The sequence below is a fragment of the Myroides sp. C4067 genome, from assembly GCF_038039665.1.
GTDB lineage: Bacteria > Bacteroidota > Bacteroidia > Flavobacteriales > Flavobacteriaceae > Flavobacterium > Flavobacterium odoratimimum.
In genome coordinates this window covers 1-16,864 of sequence record NZ_JBBPHJ010000041.1, presented here as the reverse complement: position 1 = coordinate 16,864, position 16,864 = coordinate 1, and the positions used below count along the sequence as shown (strand labels likewise).

18 protein-coding genes are annotated in these 16,864 nt (G+C 32.4%); 13 read left to right on the top strand and 5 right to left on the bottom strand.

Annotated elements, in window-relative coordinates; translation table 11 throughout:
- Positions 1-296: 296 nt before the first annotated feature.
- From AABL87_RS17010 to AABL87_RS16985, 6 genes are all read left to right on the top strand, one after another.
- Positions 297-875, top strand: coding sequence for a Crp/Fnr family transcriptional regulator (locus AABL87_RS17010; RefSeq protein ID WP_341277651.1), 579 nt, complete (start codon positions 297-299; stop codon positions 873-875).
- Positions 876-934: 59 nt separating this feature from the next.
- On the top strand, positions 935-1,360 hold the full coding sequence (locus AABL87_RS17005) for an acetyltransferase (protein WP_006259333.1): 426 nt from the start codon (positions 935-937) through the stop codon (positions 1,358-1,360).
- A 324-nt stretch (positions 1,361-1,684) separates the two neighbouring features.
- A complete protein-coding gene (locus AABL87_RS17000) occupies positions 1,685-1,861 on the top strand; it encodes a histone H1 (protein ID WP_006259332.1) in 177 nt (58 codons plus the stop codon).
- Between the two features lie 69 nt (positions 1,862-1,930).
- A complete protein-coding gene (locus AABL87_RS16995) occupies positions 1,931-2,596 on the top strand; it encodes a metallophosphoesterase family protein (protein WP_071307285.1) in 666 nt (221 codons plus the stop codon).
- 80 nt (positions 2,597-2,676) lie between these two features.
- A complete protein-coding gene (locus AABL87_RS16990) occupies positions 2,677-4,083 on the top strand; it encodes an aminotransferase-like domain-containing protein (protein ID WP_225600913.1) in 1,407 nt (468 codons plus the stop codon).
- A gap of 84 nt (positions 4,084-4,167) precedes the next feature.
- On the top strand, positions 4,168-4,683 hold the full coding sequence (locus tag AABL87_RS16985; RefSeq protein ID WP_006263241.1) for a hypothetical protein: 516 nt from the start codon (positions 4,168-4,170) through the stop codon (positions 4,681-4,683).
- A 76-nt stretch (positions 4,684-4,759) separates the two neighbouring features.
- Here AABL87_RS16985 and AABL87_RS16980 read toward each other — a convergent pair whose 3' ends face one another.
- The 4 genes from AABL87_RS16980 to AABL87_RS16965 all read right to left on the bottom strand — a co-directional run bounded on the left by AABL87_RS16980 (position 4,760) and on the right by AABL87_RS16965 (position 9,707).
- Positions 4,760-5,485: a hypothetical protein gene (locus tag AABL87_RS16980; protein WP_225600914.1), complete on the bottom strand. Its 726-nt coding sequence runs from the start codon at positions 5,483-5,485 to the stop codon at positions 4,760-4,762.
- Positions 5,486-5,721: 236 nt separating this feature from the next.
- Positions 5,722-7,308 (bottom strand): MFS transporter, encoded by a 1,587-nt coding sequence (locus tag AABL87_RS16975; RefSeq protein ID WP_006263243.1) that lies wholly within the window; start codon positions 7,306-7,308, stop codon positions 5,722-5,724.
- Positions 7,305-8,363, bottom strand: coding sequence for an HlyD family secretion protein (locus AABL87_RS16970; RefSeq protein ID WP_006259327.1), 1,059 nt, complete (start codon positions 8,361-8,363; stop codon positions 7,305-7,307). The genes AABL87_RS16975 and AABL87_RS16970 overlap by 4 nt, the downstream gene beginning before the upstream one ends.
- 12 nt (positions 8,364-8,375) lie before the next feature.
- On the bottom strand, positions 8,376-9,707 hold the full coding sequence (locus AABL87_RS16965; RefSeq protein ID WP_341277650.1) for a TolC family protein: 1,332 nt from the start codon (positions 9,705-9,707) through the stop codon (positions 8,376-8,378).
- An 87-nt stretch (positions 9,708-9,794) separates the two neighbouring features.
- On the opposite strand from AABL87_RS16965, the gene AABL87_RS16960 reads away from it, so the two are divergent.
- A complete protein-coding gene (locus AABL87_RS16960; protein WP_006263247.1) occupies positions 9,795-10,598 on the top strand; it encodes a helix-turn-helix transcriptional regulator in 804 nt (267 codons plus the stop codon).
- 42 nt (positions 10,599-10,640) lie between these two features.
- Here AABL87_RS16960 and AABL87_RS16955 read toward each other — a convergent pair whose 3' ends face one another.
- Positions 10,641-11,366, bottom strand: a complete 726-nt coding sequence (locus tag AABL87_RS16955; RefSeq protein WP_341277649.1) for an SDR family oxidoreductase — start codon at positions 11,364-11,366, stop codon at positions 10,641-10,643.
- Between the two features lie 251 nt (positions 11,367-11,617).
- On the opposite strand from AABL87_RS16955, the gene AABL87_RS16950 reads away from it, so the two are divergent.
- From AABL87_RS16950 to AABL87_RS16925, 6 genes are all read left to right on the top strand, one after another.
- Positions 11,618-11,755: a hypothetical protein gene (locus tag AABL87_RS16950; RefSeq protein ID WP_155116045.1), complete on the top strand. Its 138-nt coding sequence runs from the start codon at positions 11,618-11,620 to the stop codon at positions 11,753-11,755.
- A gap of 89 nt (positions 11,756-11,844) precedes the next feature.
- Entirely contained in the window at positions 11,845-12,657 is an 813-nt protein-coding gene (locus AABL87_RS16945; RefSeq protein ID WP_286464307.1) for a helix-turn-helix domain-containing protein, read from the top strand.
- Between the two features lie 66 nt (positions 12,658-12,723).
- Positions 12,724-14,403 carry an alpha/beta hydrolase-fold protein gene (locus AABL87_RS16940; RefSeq protein WP_341277648.1) on the top strand — a complete coding sequence of 560 codons (1,680 nt, stop codon included), beginning with the start codon at positions 12,724-12,726 and terminating at the stop codon, positions 14,401-14,403.
- A gap of 53 nt (positions 14,404-14,456) precedes the next feature.
- The gene (locus tag AABL87_RS16935; protein ID WP_341277647.1) at positions 14,457-14,855 is read left to right on the top strand and encodes a hypothetical protein; all 399 of its coding nucleotides are present in this window, start codon (positions 14,457-14,459) and stop codon (positions 14,853-14,855) included.
- Between the two features lie 153 nt (positions 14,856-15,008).
- Positions 15,009-15,578, top strand: coding sequence for a hypothetical protein (locus tag AABL87_RS16930; protein ID WP_006259320.1), 570 nt, complete (start codon positions 15,009-15,011; stop codon positions 15,576-15,578).
- Positions 15,579-15,728: 150 nt separating this feature from the next.
- On the top strand, positions 15,729-16,064 hold the full coding sequence (locus AABL87_RS16925) for a S41 family peptidase (protein WP_262903911.1): 336 nt from the start codon (positions 15,729-15,731) through the stop codon (positions 16,062-16,064).
- Positions 16,065-16,864: the final 800 nt, after the last annotated feature.

Sequence of the window (16,864 nt, the reverse complement as noted above, 5' to 3'; positions counted from 1 at the left end):
TTACAGTCAACGGTTTTCAAGACCGCCGCATTCGACCACTCTGCCATTTCTCCAGAGGTCTGCATTACTTCCGTATTGCGAGTGCAAATATACTGCAAATACTGGGCTTTGCAAGAGATTTTGAATAAAAAAGATGTTCTTTTTTATATTGTTTTTATAACTTGTTTAAAATGAGTTGGTAATAATTGTTTAAAAAATTATTTTTTTGTACAAACCTGTATGAATAGGCTTTTTTATTTCTACTTACTTGACTTTTCTAAGTGTTTTTATATATTTATCAAGTTAATAAGTAAAATATGCTTTTAGAAAAGTTATTAAAAGAGTTTGAAGTCGAATTATCTGTATTTACTTCTTCACAATATGCTTTGTTTGATGAATACTTCGAACGAATTACCATTTCTAAAAATGAATACCTAATAAAAGAAGGAGAGGTAGAACAGTACAGTTATTTTATTTATGAAGGAATATTTAGATGTTGGACTTTAGATCCTAAAGGAACTGAACAAACATTTTGGTTTTGTAAAGAAGGAACTTTTTCCATGTCGAATATTTCTTTTTCTCTTCAAGAGCGAGCGGACTTTTCTGTACAAGCTGTTATGGATGCAGTAGTATATCGAATTAATAAAGAGCAAATAAGCGATTTATACGCTTCTATTTGTGGATTAGAGATAATGTTCGGAAAATTAACAGCAAGGCTTTTAAATCGTCTCCTACAGCGTAATATAGATCTAATCAAGTATTCTTCAGAAGAATATTATTTAAGAATGCAAGAAGAATATGGATTGACATTTAATTATATCCCCCTAAAAGATATAGCTTCTTATTTGGGAATTACTCCACAAGGGCTGAGTAGAATTCGCAAGCGAATTTTTTAACCCAGGTTCAGTAGATTGTCTCTCAAAGCTTAGAAATTTGCCCTATTAAATTTAAAATTATGATTAGAAAAGTAAAGAGTCAAGAATATCCAGTGTTAGTAGAGATATGGGAAAGTGCAGTAATACATACTCATGATTTTTTAGCAAGAGAAGACTTCGAGTATTTTAAAAAGACCATACCTAGTTATTTTGAATTTGTAGAGTTGTATGTTCATCTTAACCAAGAGGGAAGAATGACTGGCTTTATCGGTGTTGCTGATGGAAACTTAGAAATGTTGTTCATACACAATGATTTTCGTGGACAAGGAATAGGTAAATTGTTATTAAATTATGCTAAAGATAGACTTCATATTACTAAAGTAGATGTAAATGAACAAAATCAACAAGCAGTTGGATTTTATTTACACATGGGGTTCAAATCAGTAAACAGGTCTGAGACAGACGGACAAGGAAAGCCTTATCCTATCTTACATTTAAGCTTGTAATTATTCCTACGAGTAATGGAAAATGACGGTTTTTTGTATAGAAACAGGATGTTTTAAGGACTAAATCTATAGGAACTGATCTGTTTTGAGTAATATCTGTTCACTTTTTTAGCGAAATGTAGTAATGACGGTACATTCGATGCGTTTAGCTTTGGTGTGTTGAAAGTGAGTGGATTAGGTAATATTTACCGTTTGAAATACAATAATGTAATAATATCAAGTGCTAAAAGAGAGAGGTAAAGTGGTAAAAAAGTCAGTAAATACTGTGTATATGTGAGATTATATTCTATTTTTGTAATACATATTTAAAATGTAAAAATTACCATGAAAGAATTAATCGAAAAAATCAACGCTGAGTTTGAAGCGTTCCAACAAGATTCAGCTTTACAATTAGAAAACGGAAATAAAGCTGCAGGTACAAGAGCACGTAAAGCTTCTTTATCTATTGAAAAACTTTTAAAAGAGTTTAGAAAAGCTTCTCTAGATGCTTCAAAACAATAATAATAAAAACTCCTACTTTACTAAGTAGGAGTTTTTTTATTCTTTAAGTTTGTGTTTTATAAAAAGAGCATGAACTATTTTATCATTGGTGATATACACGGTTGTTATCACACGTTTTGTTCTCTTCTAGAGCAGTGGGATTCTTCTAATGAGCATTTAATATTAGTAGGAGATTTAATAGATAGGGGCAATTATAGTTGGTTAGTCGTAGAGAAGTGTTTAGCCTTATTAAGTGATACAACATTATCAGTAACTGTTCTTAAGGGAAACCATGAAGCTGAACTTATTCAGTATATCAAGGATGGACGTCATGAAATATGGACATCTCAGTGTGGTTTAGCCACTTTAGAAGACTTTCAAAGGCATCATGTAGATTTGCAAAACCTTTTACCACACTTAGAAAAATTACCACTTAAGTTTGAGACTTCTTCGTTTATTGTCACACATGCAGGAGTATGTGAGACGATTAATCCTTATGATGAGTCTAATTGGGATGGGGTGTTATGGACTCGTAAGCCACTTGTCAATCTTCATAAACTACAGGTTCACGGACATACTCCTTTAAAACAAAACCATCCTCAGTATACTTTAGATAGCCACTCATATAATATAGATACAGGAGCTTATTATGGTTATGGGTTAACTGGTATTAAGTTAGATCAAGTAGCTACTGTTATTGAGATTATAAATATACCTACAGATAGGCGTGATATAGCATCAGAGAATAATGAATAATTGTATCTTTGATAGAGAGTAGTTTTAATTCTACTTACAATATTGCGTGAAGTCATGAAGAATCTCTACGTACTGATTATATGAGAATGAAGGAATATAAGTATAGTATTTTTACGGATAAAATAGAAGAGGGAATAAATAAAGGATTATTAAAGCCTGGAGATAAATTACCTTCTGTTCGTGCTATAAAAAAAGAATACAACTTAAGTATAAGTTCTGTTCAGAGTGGTTATGATTACCTTGTATTTAAGGGGTTGGTCACTAGTGTGCCTCGCTCTGGGTATATTGTATCTGATCGTCTTGCGGAACAAAATTTAGAAGTAGAATTACCTATTATCCCTCGCGATGCAGTTTTTAGAAAGAAAATACATCTTATAACGAATCCAATAAGTGATACTAGTCAGACAATACTGAATGAAGCGAGTCCATCTGACCTCTTTATTCCTCAAAAATTAGTTCTCAAAACAATGCAAGAGGTAATAAGAGAAAAAGGAGCTTCTTTACTTCGTTACTATCCTAATAATGGGGCAGAAGAGCTAAGAGCCTTGTTAGTGAAGAGAGCTGGACTTCATGGAGCTTCTATATCTTCAGATGAACTTTTGGTGACTGATGGAGCATTACAAGCACTATATATTGCTTTAAGCTCTATTACTTCACCTAATGATATTATAGCGGTGGAGAGCCCATGTATCTTCTCTATTTTAGAAGTTATTGCTAGTCTGAAGCTAAAGACAATAGAAATACCTGTTCGTGCATATGATGGTTTTGATACAGATTATTTAAAAAAGGTCTGTGCAACTAATAATATAAAAGCGATTGTACTAACTCCTAATTTTCATAATCCTACAGGAATATTAATGACGGAGGAGAGCAAAAAAGCGGTTTACGAAACTGCTCTATATCACAATGTACCCATTATAGAAAATGATGTTTTTGGCTGTCTTTATTTTAAGGGAAGTAGACCAAGTAATATTCGTAACTATGATGAAGCAGGATTGGTAATGACATATTCGTCTTTTTCTAAATCGTTAGCACCAGGTATTAGGTTAGGATGGTTAGCAGCTGGACAGTTTTTTTCTGAAGCAGAGCGCTTGAAGTTTGCTCTAGGGCGTTCGGTATCTCCTATAAATCAAGAGGTAATGATAAAGCTTCTTCAATCTTCGGCTTACGATAAGCATCTTAGAGTTTTTCGTCAGCAATTAGAACGTCAAGCATTACAGTTGGTGAAGCAATTAATTCATAGTTTTCCTGATTCTATTCATGTTCAACTTCCACAAGGAGGGTATTGTACATGGGTTCAATTATCTGCACATATAGATATGAACTTTTTCTATAAGCGATGTACAGAAGAAGGAGTACAGTTTACACCTGGAGAGACTTTCTCCTTTACAGATGTATATGATAATTGTTTTAGAGCAGTATTCTCTAAACAACTTACTTTACACAATCTAGAAGCCATAAGAAGAGTAGGAGAGTCTATATTATAAGCGATGTACCGATGCTTTTTTAGAATACTGTATCGAAACAAATGGGATAGAAAAGGATATGTTTGTAGATAAACATGAAATAATATGGATGTAATATCAAAATTCACAATAGGAACTGAAGAGGGACTTGGTATTCTTTTTCAATTAAGAGAAGCTCAAATAAGAGAAATGTATGCGGATACAGTGGAAATAGAGCAATTAAATCAATATATAACTCAACAATTAAATCATAAAGAAGCTGTATTAGAATTGAATAATCTAAGTACACAAATGCTAACAGTGTTTAAGAAAGAAGTACCTGCAGGTTTTGTAATGATTAAACAAGTAATGCAACCAGAAGTATTAAAGGATAAAAAAGTTATTAATCTTGAACCTTTTTATATCAATTCTGAGTATAATGAAGAAGAAATAAGAGAGTCTTTATGGCAAAAGAGTTTATCCTTAACTCGTAATTATGACGCTATATGGATAGAGGTTTTACAGAATAACCCTTTAGTTCTCTTCTTAAAAGAGTGGGGCTTTGAGATTAATCAAGAGTCTGTTATGGAACCTTTTAATAAGCCTTCTTATATCATGATAAGATGGAAACCTAGTGAATAAGTTCTTTTGATAAAGAGTATATTTTATAAGTTAATTTTGATTATGGCTGTGAACAATTTGTTTATGGCCATTTTTATTATTGTATGTTGAGAGGCTCAAGCCCTAGAGCTTTTCTTCTCTGATTTACTTTTTTGAGATTATCATAAGGATATAATATTAGATTTCCATTATCATCATAAGTCGATTGCGTTCCATATTTTTGAGGGATTTCTTCCCCTGTCGCTATTTTATCTTGTAAGTAAGCCAAGTGTTTGGGTTCTAAATAACCTAGTTTTATAGCCTTTTTTATTTGTTTGAAATATTTCTTTTGATATTTAGTATTAGCATGTAATAATATGACAAGAGCATGGTAACTACTTTCTTTTTTGTTTGCTATTGCTGTATGAAAATCACAATGATCAAAGATGTTAAATAATAATCTTTGATTCAGTGCATCAACTTTCAGGTCGATTGTACCACCTAATCTATTTTCTTTATCTTTTAGGTAAGCATCTTTTAGTAGATTATCTATTTGGGTACAGTCGATGTCTAATTTAGTATTGATAGTGTCAGAATATGTTCCATAAGTTTGATACAACAGCATAGTCTTTTTAAATGCTATATCTTTTTTAGTGATTTTTCTAAATTTTAAAATTGTAGAATCGTTTTGTTGGTCTACGTATCTATCTACAGTATATTTTTTTGGAGAGTATATAGACGCTTGTTCATAATTTATAAGATCATTATTTGGAGATAATATTTTATAAACTTTATCATTAAGAGCGTCAATTTTTATTAATTCTAGTATTTGTTTATTACTCATTTTTTGATACCTTCTATTTGAGGTACAACTAGTAAAGATTAAAGAGAAGAATAAAAAGTAACTTATATATCGGAACATTGTATTTCGTTTTTATAAAGATAATGTTTTTCAATCTTATTCTGTAATTTGTTATTACTGTGTATATGGTATATCTACACTTTTAGTTGAAAAAGAGCCAAGTTCTTTCTAGAGAGAACTTGGCTCGCAGTATAAAAAGCTTAGAAAAAGGAAAAGTATTAATAAGGTATAAAGCCCTTACTTAACTTACTAAGAATCTTCTTGGTAGGAGAAGATAACATGACCATGAGAATAATAAATATTAACCCCCAAATAACCCAAGTATAGTAGTCTTGAGAGGCTCTAGTTATAATCTGTGTATTGATATGATTATTGTAAATTTTAGTGGCTAGCTGAGCTCCTGTGGTGTAATCTTTTCCATCTAGTGTGACATGGTGTTGTATATTTTTAAGTGTTTCATTGTTTAATGGATTAGTAGAGGCTATATATTCAGAAGCTCTATTGTAGTGTATACTTTTATTAAACAGTTGGAAGTAATTGGTAATTCCTATCGTAACAGAAAAGCTTAAGAACCTAAAGCTAATTCCTAAAAATGAAACAGCATTAGATATAGCTGGTGGTATAGAGGCAGCTGCGTATATTATTAAGGGAATGTGTAAAGCTGCAATAGCAAATCCTTGAATAAAAAAAGGAAGTATAAAGCTTTCTCTTGTACCTGTGTTAGAGAATAAGAAATAGACTTGGATATGATAGATTAATAAAGTTCCAAAACCAAGTAGTACAATGTATTTAATCGCAACATCATTTAATAATAATCTGGACACAATTAGTAACCCCGCTATTGTCCCTAAGGTATTACTGATATAAATACTAGTCAGATGAATAGAAGATACGCCTAATGTCTGTAAATAGGAGTAAGCAAAACCTGTCGTTCCTTTAAAAAAGTAATAGATCATAATCAAGAGAATCCCTAAACAGAAATCTTTATATCTAAAAACAGCTAGATTAATAAAAGGTCTTTTAAGACTGAGTTGTCTCAAGATGAATAAGATTAACCCTACAACTGTTGTACTAGTTAACAGTCTGATTCTACTGTGTTCTAAATAATTTAATTGTTGTCCATACACGAATATATAGCCGATAGAACAGATAATAATCGTAAAGTAAATATAACTAATCCAATCTACTTGATATAGAGGGAGTTTTTCTCTAATGTGTACATTATTAGTAATAGTGAGTAATAGAACAGCTCCTGGTACCTGCAAGATAATCAGTAAGTAAAACATAATATTAAATGAATAGTACTGAAGTATGTAGCTACATAGTATTCCACATATCGGAACAGAAACTAATAAAGTACCATAGAATATAGTATATCCTATCACTCGGGCTCTAGCAGAATTAAGTCTTGGAAAGATAAGATTAAGACAGATACTACAGAATAAAGCACATACAGCTCCTTGTATAAAACGACAAATAAAGAAGATAGTCAAGTCTCTAGTCATCGCACAGATGATATAAGTAATCGTATTAAAGACAATACCTAGTAAGAGGTATTGTCTTAAGGAAAAGTACTTGACTAATCGATCATCTAGTGGTAAGAAACAAACTAAAGCACCATACATTAGTATTACTGAATACTGGACATCAGAAGCTTCGATACCATAATAACTCATCGTCTCTAGCGTATTGCTATAATAAAAAGCAAATACTGCTAAAGCAGGAAAGAGTATTAAGAAAATAGTGATACGAATAAGGTAATCTGGTACCCACTCTTTAAAAGTTGGTAGTTTTATGTTTCTCATGGTTTATCTATATATACATTGGCATTCATCCCAGCTGATAAGTTGCTAATCTTAGCTACATTATCTTTTAGTTTGATTCTTACAGGGATACGTTGAATTATTTTGACAAAGTTCCCCGTAGCGTTATCAGGAGGTAGTAAAGAATATCTAGATCCAGTAGCTGGTGAGATAGATTCTATCTCTCCTATAAATTCCATATCGGGAAAAGCATCTATTGTTATTTTAGCAGATTGCCCTATTTTAAACTTGCCAATTTGTGTTTCTTTAAAGTTTGCTATGATCCATTTACCTCTTTCTTCATTGACGATATAAGAGATCGTTTGACCAGATTGTATTAATTGTCCTTCTTGTATAATCTTCTTACCTATTCGACCAGTATAAGGTGCTGTGATAATAGTATACCCTAAGTTGAGGTTGCTTTTATCTAAAGTAGCTTCACTCAACTTTATATTAGATATAGCTGCAAGTTTCTGAGCTTTTACATCTTCTATTTTAGACAATGCAGCTTGATAAGCTTGTTGAGCAGCTTGGTATTCTGATACTGCTATATCTAGAGCTGTTTTGATATTGTCAAATTGCTGTTGAGTAGTTGATTCTTCTTCAAGTAGATTTTTAAATCGTTTAAACTCTTGTTGTTGTCTAGTGAGCTTTGCTTTAGCTACTTCTATCTGAACTTTTGTTACTTGTGCATTAGTATGTAGTGTATTGATGTTTGCATCCAGTATGTCGATTTGAGATTGGGCACTTTGTAGAGAGGCTTTAGCTTCTTGTTGAATAGCTTTATAATCTCTGTTGTCAATTGTGATTAGTGTATCTCCAGCTTTTACCAATTGATTTTCTTCAAAGTGTATTGTCTTGATATAGCCACCTACTTTGCTATTTATAGGGTTTACATATTGTTCTACTTGAGCATCATTAGTTGATTCATATCTTAAAAATTCTATTCCCAAAATCATCCCATAGACTGCTAACCCTGCGATAGCCACTAGCGCTATTATTTGAGTTATTTTAAGAATGATACGGTCTGCTTTTGTTATTTTATTATTTGTACTCATAGTTGTTTTTACTTATAAATTACCGATTACCTTTTGTATTTGATAATATTCTATTTTAGCATTTATCTCTGCTGTAGTGAGATCGAATTGAGCTTGTAACAGTTGTGTTTCTGCATCTAATAAGTCTGTCAATAAAGACTGTTGATTAAAGTAACTATTTCTGATAATGCGCAATGTTTCTGTAGTTTGCTTGATGTTCTTTTCAGCAACAGAGATTCTTTGTAACGTTTCTGTATATTTTACATAAGATGCTCTAAGCTCATTTTTTAACTGATCTACTTTTTGTTCTCTTTCTACTTTTTGTTTTGAGATAAAGGACTGCTGGCTTATTTTCTGATGCTTGGTGTGATATAAGTTAGAGATAGGAATATTGAGTTTAAGACCTACCTGTCCCATACCGTATAAGGCATCAGCATAATGATATGCTTTACTCTGTGGATAGTTAAAACTGTAATCAGCAAATAAACTTACTTTAGGAAGTAGTTTCGCTTGGAGCTGTTTTAAATCCAATTCACTTCGTTGAATGTCATTATCTGCTATTTGCAGTTCATAAGCGTTATGTAATGCTTTTTCTAAATAAGATTCATAAGAGGATTCTAAGTTTATTTCTTCCTTTAAATCCTTGTATAATGGTGTTAGAGGAGCTAGTTCATCACGCCCCATTAGCAAATTAAGTTGCTGTTGGATAATCAGAATGTTGTTTTCAATTTCTGTCAATAGCATTTGATGATTAGACAAGGTCACCTCAGAACGCAACACATCACTTTTCAGAATAGTACCATTCTTGTATAGACTGTTAATCTCAGCAAGTTGTTTGTTGTCTTGTATTATCTCTTTTTCGACAAGATCTTTATAATGTGTATGGCGTATTAGCGTATAAAAGAGTTTTGTACTTTCTAGTTTGACTTCAGCTAACGAGAGTTGGAGTAGTGAATGAATAGAGGCTAGAGCTACTTCTTGTATTTTAATCTCCCTGTTTTTGCTCAGTCCATTGTACAGTATTACATCTGTCGCTAACATCGAACTATAGTTGGTTGAATTGATCCTAACTGTTGTAGGCTTGTTTAGAAAACCATCTTCATATAGGGGCATATCTGATAGTCTACTATAGCTACCTTGTAAGTTTATAGTAGGAAGTTGGCTTGCTTTTGTGTTTTTAATATTTTCTTGTTGCGCTTTCTCATTTAGTTGTATTGCTTTTATTTTTTTATGATTCTCTTGCGTAAGTTCCCATATTCTGTCTAAATCAAAAGTGTTTTTATCATCCGTAATAGATTGGGGTAGTGCTTTTTGACCTATTATGAGCAAAAAGATTATTAGGTATAAAAAGTTGTTCTGTTTCATGTATTCTATTTATTTACTGCAAAACTAGATTAGAATGATTCTAAGAGTTTTATATAACTAGCCAATATTTTACTTATTTTAGCCATTATGGAAATGTTATTACAAACAGAAAAGGAAATAGATCAATACAAGGACAGTATCTATATTATGCGAGAGCAATTAGAACACAGGTTTCCTCCTCATAAGCACAATAAGAGTCAGATACTTCTAGTATCTGGAGGGATCGCTTATCTAAAGACAAAAGAAAGAGAGTATTATATACCAGCTCAGCATTATGTATGGATACCTAAAGGGATGATACACAATGTCAAGTCTAATACTACGGATGTCGTGATTCTAAATATCTATTTCTATGAAGAAGATACTGATGTGGAGCATCGCTTTATGGAGCGTTTAGGTATTTATCCAGTGAGTAATTTGATGTATGAGATGTTGATTTATGCTAGGCAGTGGAAGGGAATTATCCTACCTGATACTTGGGCTTATGAGTTTCTATCTACGATGAAGCACTACATTATGCAGCATCCAGGTAAGTCATTTTCTATTCAATTGCCTACAACAGAAGAACCTAAAATGTTGTTGATCACAGAGTATATGCAGAAGAATTTAGGTGAAGCATTAACACTAAATGTAATGGCTGAGGTATTTGGCTATAGTGTGAGGACATTGACAAGATTATTTAAATCTCATTTAGATATTTCGTTTTTGCAATATTTAAAGATGGTAAGAATGATTAAGGCTATGGAGCTTCTGATGAGTACAGATAAGAATGTGAGTGAAGTTGCCTTCGATGTTGGGTATTCTAGTATTGCTGCTTTTAGCAATACTTTTCAGCAATTGTTTAATGTCAGACCAAGTGATTTCCAGATTTCAATGCACAATATAAAGTAAAAATAAACGCTTATAGCTATAAACTATAAGCGTTCTGTTATTTTAAGCATTTTGTTTTGTATCTGAGATGATCAGTTCTCGTAATAATACACTCTGAGGTAAGTCGTAAGCAAATTTGATAGTACGTGCTATATCAATAGCTTGAATACGGTTTGCTCCAGATGATTTCATCCACTCTTTATAGCCCTCTTTAATATCTTCACTGGTTGTATGGCTTAAGAGCTCTGTTGCTACTGCTCCAGGTTCAACAGAAATAATACGCACATTATAAGGACTGAGTTCTAAACGAGCAGTTTGTGTTACTCCTCTTACAGCATATTTACTAGCACAGTAGGCAGCGTGATTATGAAAGGGTAATACACCAGCTATTGAGGATACATTGATAATAGTCCCTGCCTGTCTATCCTTCATATCTCCCATTACAGCTTGCATACCGTTCATGACACCTAATACATTGATATCAAGCATTTGTTTCCATTCTTGAGGATCCTGAGTAGCTAAATCGCCTAATAGCATTACACCTGCATTATTAATTAATAAGTCAGTCTTGCCATATATTGCCTCAGCTTCACGGATTGCCTTTTCGAAAGCATCTTTATCAGATACATCTACACTTCTACATAGTGTATTTGGTAGATTTAGAGCCTCCATCTTTTCCAATCTTCTTGCTAACAGCAATAGAGGATGTCCACTTTGAGCAAATTCTTTTGCTAGTTCCATACCAAATCCTGAGCTAGCGCCTGTGATTACTACTAATTTCTTTTCCATTGTCAATGAATTGTTTTTATGCAATTTACTGACAATATTGGTTTTTACCTGTAATGTAGCAGCTTTTTTTTTGATATATTTATCTAGTTATAAGGCGTGTACGATGTAGTATAAAAGGACTTATTCTTTAAAACGATTATTGTGTTTAGCTATACAAATCTTATTAAAAATATTTTAAAAAGATTGCGATTTATCAAGTTTACTAAAGAGGTTTTATAATACCTTCGTATAAAGGAGTTAAACTTATAGAGATGAGATTTATAAACGCAATAGAATTAGTACCGTTTAATTATGCTAAAAGCGACTATCAGAGTTCTATAGGCAACGCTGTAAATACCCAAAAGAATGGGCTATTTATTAAAATAAGAATTTGCCAGATAGTGATATAGAACAGATGTGGGATACTATTAAACGAGTGGACTTAATAATAGGGATAGAGTAGAGGTAAGTAATGTATAACTAAATAAATTAAGCGGTAATGAAAGAGATTTTTGATACCTTTAGTCCTAAGAATGCTTTAGTAAAGAAGTATGTGGACTATTATTACTTAGATATAAAGCCCAATAATGAGGTGAGAGAGTACCAGTGCTTTCCTCATTATAACAATACGATTTCTATCTATGCTTCTCATCAACTAGCTAGTGATGGTTCGATGGCGTTTAATGAAGGAGCAGATGATTATCAGATATTCACTCCTATTAGAGAAGATATACTTCATGTGAAGCAGGTGGGGAGAGTACACAGAGTGGTTATTGTCTTTCATCCATTGGGGATACAGCAGTTTTATCGCCATTTAAGTTTTGTCAATCTGATTACTGATTATAAGTTTATGGAAGTAGGCGAATTAGCAAAAGTCTTCGCTACTACTGATGTAGATGTTATTACTACATTGTTAGATACAGCATTAGAGAAGAGATATAAGCTATTCTCAAATAGCCTTTTAGAACAAACAATAGAGTATATCTTCAGTGAAGAGGATAACTTCTCTGTACAAGAGTTAGCAGATAGACTAGGAGTGAGCAGACAACATCTAAATAGAGTTTTTAAGGCCAATATGGGAGTATCTCTAAAGAGATTTTATGATATCTATTTATTTAGAAGAACAGTGAACCAGAAACTCTATACCTCTCCTGAAGAGAAGTTGACTGATATTGCTTATCGCTTTAACTTTAATGATCAGTCACATCTAATAAAGACTTATAAGGCAATGACTAATAATTCTCCTAAAAACTTCTTTGAGAAAGGAACTAAACTAGGAAGTAAAGATACTTTTTGGCATCTAGAGAAATAGATGTTCCATTTGTACAATTTTAGTATTGTAGTGTTGTTTACTTTCGCTTTATTAATAATTAGAATTATGAAGGGATATCATGTATTACTAGCATTTATGTTTAGTATAGTGTCTTTTGGACAGAGTACTTACTCTAAGTTGATCAATCAAGCAGATGATTTGTTAGAAGAGCACGAGGATGAGCAAAGTAAAAGACAAGCTTTTTCTCTTTATGAAAAGGCGTTTAAGTCATTTCCAGACAGTATAACAGCAGCTGATTTATCAGAAATATCAATCATTGCCTCGGAGTTAAAAGAAGCAGATAAAGCCTTTGCTTATCTAGATCGGTTGATAAAGATAGAACGTGCACAATACGGCTTCTCTGGTTGGCAAAATGTAACAAACAAAAGTGCTTTAGAGGAATACAAGAACTTATTAGATGATCCTAGATGGGCTTCTATGATGAGTGAAGCGCATGCGTTAAAAGCTAAGTTTGATGTAAATCTAAAAGAGGCAGAGGAAGAATTCTATAAGGTGAAATCTACTAAAGAGTTAACCTCTACTAATGGAAAGAAATTATATGAAGAAATCAAAGTGTACAATCCTTATCTACCTAAGGCAAAACAAGATTATTCTATCAGCTTTGCTATAAATGATACAGTGAAGACTTCTTTCTTTATTCATTTGCCTAAGAACTATTCTCCAGAGAAGGAATACCCTGTATTATTCTTTTTGCATGGAGCAGTTAGATACAATAATCTTCAAGAGTTTCAGACCAAAGAACTTAGTTTAGGAGGATGGAATAGATACTATACGAAATATGGAGATCTAGATGAGGTAATATTAATATTCCCAAGTGGAGGTAAGAAGTATAATTGGATGACATCTAATGATGGTTTCTTTATGATACCTGCTATGCTGAGAGAAGTTAAGAAGGCTATTAATGTAGATGATAATAAAGTATTTATCGCAGGGCATTCTAATGGAGCGACGGGTTCATTCTCTTATCTGATGAAAGACTCTTCTCCCTTTGCAGGGTTCTATGGGTTTAATACTCAGCCTAAGGTATTCACAGGAGGAACTTTTATAGAGAATATAAAGAATCGTTCTTTTATCAACTTCTCTACAGATGAGGACTATTATTATCCGCCTAACGCAAATGATTCTTTTACAGCGATGATGAATGAGTTAAAGGCAGACTATAAAGAGTATCGTTATAATGGGTTTCCACATTGGTTCCCAGAGTTTGACGAGTCAGAACCAGCTTATGAGATATTGTTTAAAGACCTTAAGGAGAGACAACGCAAGAGCTTTAATAAAGAGCTGACATGGGAGTTTGATGACAATGCTTATGGAGGTGTGGATTGGTTGACTAATATCAAATTAGATACACTAGCCCAAAAAGCAGATTGGCATAAAGAACGAAACTTTAAAATTACCAAATGGCTAGAGTATGATAAAGCTGAAAACCTGCAAACGATAGATGTAGATAAGAATGCTTTCGATATGCCACGTTTATCAGGTAAGGCTGTAGCCCGTTATAAAGACAATGAATTTAGAATAGAAACCTCTCGTGTTAAATCCTTATCTATTGCTATTTCTCCTGAAATGGTAAACCTGAAGAACAAGGTTAAAGTATATGTCAATGGTAAGTTGTACTATGATGAGAAAGTAGATTACGATACTGTATTTATATTAGATAATTTTGACAAGACTAGAGATAGAAAGACGATTTGGATTAATAAGATTGATATCACAGTAGAATAAGACAAGAGAGCTAGTAGAGATACTAGCTTTTTTGAGTTTAATAGGTAGAAACGATGGAGAGAATGTATCAGGATGATGAATTTGTTTGTGTAGAGTTAAATGGCTTGAGAATAGAGCGCGTAATAACATGTATGAGTGATGAACGTGATAATGTGATTGTACTTTACTTAAAAGTAGAAGCTTTAGGTTGGTTTGACTTTTTTATTGACGCAGGTATTGCAGTGATGGAAAAGATAAAAGAAATAGAAGAGGATGATAGTTATATATACCTAGATAAATCCCAAGAATTAGAGGCCATCGGAGTGAGGATAAAAGGTATTTATTGCCAGCCTATCCAAAGTAGTTGTCGTCTGACCATAGTATTAGAGAATAATACGAATCTAATTTTACAATCAAAGGACATGAGTGATTATGAAAGTGATGTAGAGTTGTTGCTTTTAGATCTTGGATAAAAGAGGGGCGGCTATCTCATCAGTGGATTAAGATATATTATCATTTATACAATACATTTTTTGTAGTACTATTTCCATCTTTCAATTATTTATTTAAATTAGCTTTGACTTTTTAGGAATAAATCATCTCTAACTTTAACAAATAATCATTAGATGAAACAAAAGATTAAAAATTATAGTATTCACTTTATTAAAGAGATTATTCCTATCGTGGCGGGTATTCTTATTGCTCTTTTTATTGATAATTGGAACGCTAATAGAAAAGACCAAGCCTATATCAATCAAGTGTTTTCGACTGTTCACAGTGAGTTAAAAGAGTCTAGAGAAGAAATAGAGTTTATTCTCCCTATACAGAAAGATTTGGTCAAAGCCTTAGAAAAGCACGCTGATAACGAAGAGAAAAGCCTACAACAGATAGTCATGGAGTCTAAGGGAATCTTTATTCCTCAGATTAAAACAACTGCCTGGCGCTCTATTGCTGCGACTAAGATTGATCTAATCGATTATGATAAGGTAGCTGCTATGACTAATATTGAAGACTTAAAGCAAATGTTAAGCAATAAAAGTGCTTTTCTAATGAATCTTTTGTATTCTAATATGGATAAGACGGATAAGAGTATCAAACAGACTTTTAAGATGGTCGTATTAGATATTATTCAAACAGAAAATACGCTAGAACAGCGTATAGAGCTGATGGAGAAAGAAGGGAATAAGAAAGGATAACTGTGGTGTTTTATTATAATGTATAACCTAGTGAATTAACTGTTTATGAAGTATGGTTTTTCTTTTTTATTATCCCATTAGAGACAACTTTCTGAGTAAGAACCTTATTCTTGGTTTAAGAAATAATAGTGGAGGAGGGAGACAAGAGCTCTGCACAGTTTTATAACCTGTTTAAGAAGTTTAAAGGAAATATATGTACTTGTAAATTTTAATACAATTAGTAATGCAGAGCAATTCACACTAAAATTGAAGAAATTAAATAATATGATGGTATTAGGTGATAATACCAGATGGATGATTACTTATGGTAGAAATCATGCTGTAGATAAGGTAAGTCCTTCTGCTCTTTTTAGAATACATTTTACGGATCTAAATACGCATTGGCGCGAGTATTTACGCTATGAGGGAAAAGGAGTGACACCTGATTTCTATTTATCATCTACTGAAGACTGGATAGAACAGGTAGTCAGAAATTATTGTGAATGATAGCAATGTAAATAGTAGAATGTATAGATTTTCTACTGTTTATAATTACTAGTTTCTCATCTTAGATTCTCTTTTATTATTAGCATAATTATAGCACTAGATAGGGGATAGACAGCCTCAGTTAATCTAAACTTTAAATAGGAGGACAGTCCCTGATCAATAGAAGAAGCATTCATCGACTAACGTATCTTCAGCTCCACCATTTACGGGGTATTCTCCACCAATTGTCGAGCAATTTAAGATAAACGCGCGCTATTACTGAGGTTGTAAAGACTATAGAAAACTGATTAAAATGAGTTTAAAACGATAATATTTTATAAATCAGCAAGTTGTGTTTTTTGGTTATTAAAAAAAGTACAAGTGTTTTTTAGTTTTAAGTACCTAAATAGACTAGATATGGAGTCTTTTTCTAAAAATAGTAGAACTAAATAGTAAAATAGGGGTAATTTAGGTAGGAGAAGATGATTTTTTTTAAAAAATAGTGTAGGTTTTTTAATAAGGAAAACCTACAAGTGTATAAAAAAGCCCGATAACACTCGTTATCGGGTTTTTATTCTGTATGTTTATAAATATGGATACTCACTTTTTTAAATTGTAGTGAGCATCTTATTCGGAAAGTTTTAAACTATGATTGTAATTGTTTGATTCTTATCTAGTCTTCCTTTTTTATAAGAAAAAGAATCTTTGCCTAAACTTTTTTTAGATAGATTATCTATTAATTTATTTGAAATATTTTAATAAGTTTGTATGCACCCCAGCAAGTGCATGTTTCATAATATAATGTAAGGAAGTAAGTTTGC

What these genes read in the sequence shown, in the direction of transcription:
- AABL87_RS16970 (WP_006259327.1), bottom strand. Translation starts at nt 8,363, where the DNA reads ATGAGTACAAATAATAAAATAACAAAAGCAGACCGTATCATTCTTAAA.
- AABL87_RS17005 (WP_006259333.1), top strand. Translation starts at nt 935, where the DNA reads ATGATTAGAAAAGTAAAGAGTCAAGAATATCCAGTGTTAGTAGAGATA.
- AABL87_RS17000 (WP_006259332.1), top strand. Translation starts at nt 1,685, where the DNA reads ATGAAAGAATTAATCGAAAAAATCAACGCTGAGTTTGAAGCGTTCCAA.
- AABL87_RS16950 (WP_155116045.1), top strand. Translation starts at nt 11,618, where the DNA reads ATGAGATTTATAAACGCAATAGAATTAGTACCGTTTAATTATGCTAAA.
- AABL87_RS16940 (WP_341277648.1), top strand. Translation starts at nt 12,724, where the DNA reads ATGAAGGGATATCATGTATTACTAGCATTTATGTTTAGTATAGTGTCT.
- AABL87_RS16980 (WP_225600914.1), bottom strand. Translation starts at nt 5,485, where the DNA reads ATGAGTAATAAACAAATACTAGAATTAATAAAAATTGACGCTCTTAAT.
- AABL87_RS16995 (WP_071307285.1), top strand. Translation starts at nt 1,931, where the DNA reads ATGAACTATTTTATCATTGGTGATATACACGGTTGTTATCACACGTTT.
- AABL87_RS16955 (WP_341277649.1), bottom strand. Translation starts at nt 11,366, where the DNA reads ATGGAAAAGAAATTAGTAGTAATCACAGGCGCTAGCTCAGGATTTGGT.
- AABL87_RS17010 (WP_341277651.1), top strand. Translation starts at nt 297, where the DNA reads ATGCTTTTAGAAAAGTTATTAAAAGAGTTTGAAGTCGAATTATCTGTA.
- AABL87_RS16985 (WP_006263241.1), top strand. Translation starts at nt 4,168, where the DNA reads ATGGATGTAATATCAAAATTCACAATAGGAACTGAAGAGGGACTTGGT.
- AABL87_RS16930 (WP_006259320.1), top strand. Translation starts at nt 15,009, where the DNA reads ATGAAACAAAAGATTAAAAATTATAGTATTCACTTTATTAAAGAGATT.
- AABL87_RS16965 (WP_341277650.1), bottom strand. Translation starts at nt 9,707, where the DNA reads ATGAAACAGAACAACTTTTTATACCTAATAATCTTTTTGCTCATAATA.
- AABL87_RS16935 (WP_341277647.1), top strand. Translation starts at nt 14,457, where the DNA reads ATGGAGAGAATGTATCAGGATGATGAATTTGTTTGTGTAGAGTTAAAT.
- AABL87_RS16945 (WP_286464307.1), top strand. Translation starts at nt 11,845, where the DNA reads ATGAAAGAGATTTTTGATACCTTTAGTCCTAAGAATGCTTTAGTAAAG.
- AABL87_RS16990 (WP_225600913.1), top strand. Translation starts at nt 2,677, where the DNA reads ATGAGAATGAAGGAATATAAGTATAGTATTTTTACGGATAAAATAGAA.
- AABL87_RS16960 (WP_006263247.1), top strand. Translation starts at nt 9,795, where the DNA reads ATGGAAATGTTATTACAAACAGAAAAGGAAATAGATCAATACAAGGAC.
- AABL87_RS16975 (WP_006263243.1), bottom strand. Translation starts at nt 7,308, where the DNA reads ATGAGAAACATAAAACTACCAACTTTTAAAGAGTGGGTACCAGATTAC.